The sequence below is a fragment of the Parendozoicomonas verongulae genome (assembly GCF_009711465.1).
Lineage (GTDB): Bacteria > Pseudomonadota > Gammaproteobacteria > Pseudomonadales > Endozoicomonadaceae > Sansalvadorimonas > Sansalvadorimonas verongulae.
This window is the reverse complement of record NZ_SMME01000702.1, coordinates 1,197-1,727: the sequence shown is the minus strand read 5'-3', so window position 1 is coordinate 1,727 and position 531 is coordinate 1,197. Positions and strand designations below refer to the sequence as shown.

The 531-nt window shown below is 58.2% G+C and carries 1 protein-coding gene; it reads right to left on the bottom strand.

Annotation, left to right across the window (positions count from 1 at the left end; translation table 11 throughout):
• Nucleotides 1–178: 178 nt before the first annotated feature.
• Nucleotides 179–531: hypothetical protein (locus tag E1189_RS23410; RefSeq protein ID WP_196221134.1), on the bottom strand; the 353-nt coding region annotated here is incomplete at its 5' end.

Here is a 531-nt window from a genome sequence, read left to right as displayed (position 1 = left end):
GATCTCCTTGTCATCACAGGGGATGTTCGCCCGCCCCCCGGCCGCCAGGGTGCGCAGCCGGATAAAGATGTCCAGGGCTGCTCTCTGCTTGTCTATGCCTCCAATGAGCTGGAGGTGCCTGCCTACAGCCATTTCGATATCCTTATCATCACAGGGGGTGTTCGTTCATCCTTTGTCATCACAGGGAGTGTTCACCTCCCCACCTGCCGCCCGGGTGCCGCAGCCGGGTAAAGATGTCCAGAGCCATTTTCAGGTTGTCCGTGCCTCCCATAAACTGAAGGTGTCTACCCAAAGCCAGTTCGATCTCCTTGTCATTACAAGGGGTGTTTGCCTGCCCCCCGGCCGCACGGGTGCGCAGCCGGACAAAGATGTCCAGTGCTGCTTGCAGATTGTCCGCCCCTCCCATGATCTCGAGATGCCTGGCCAGTGTTAACTCGATATCCTTGTCATTACAAGGAGTGTTCGCCCGCCCCCCGGCCGCCCGAGTACGCTGCCTGACTAATATGTCCCGGGCGATTTTCAGGTTGTCTA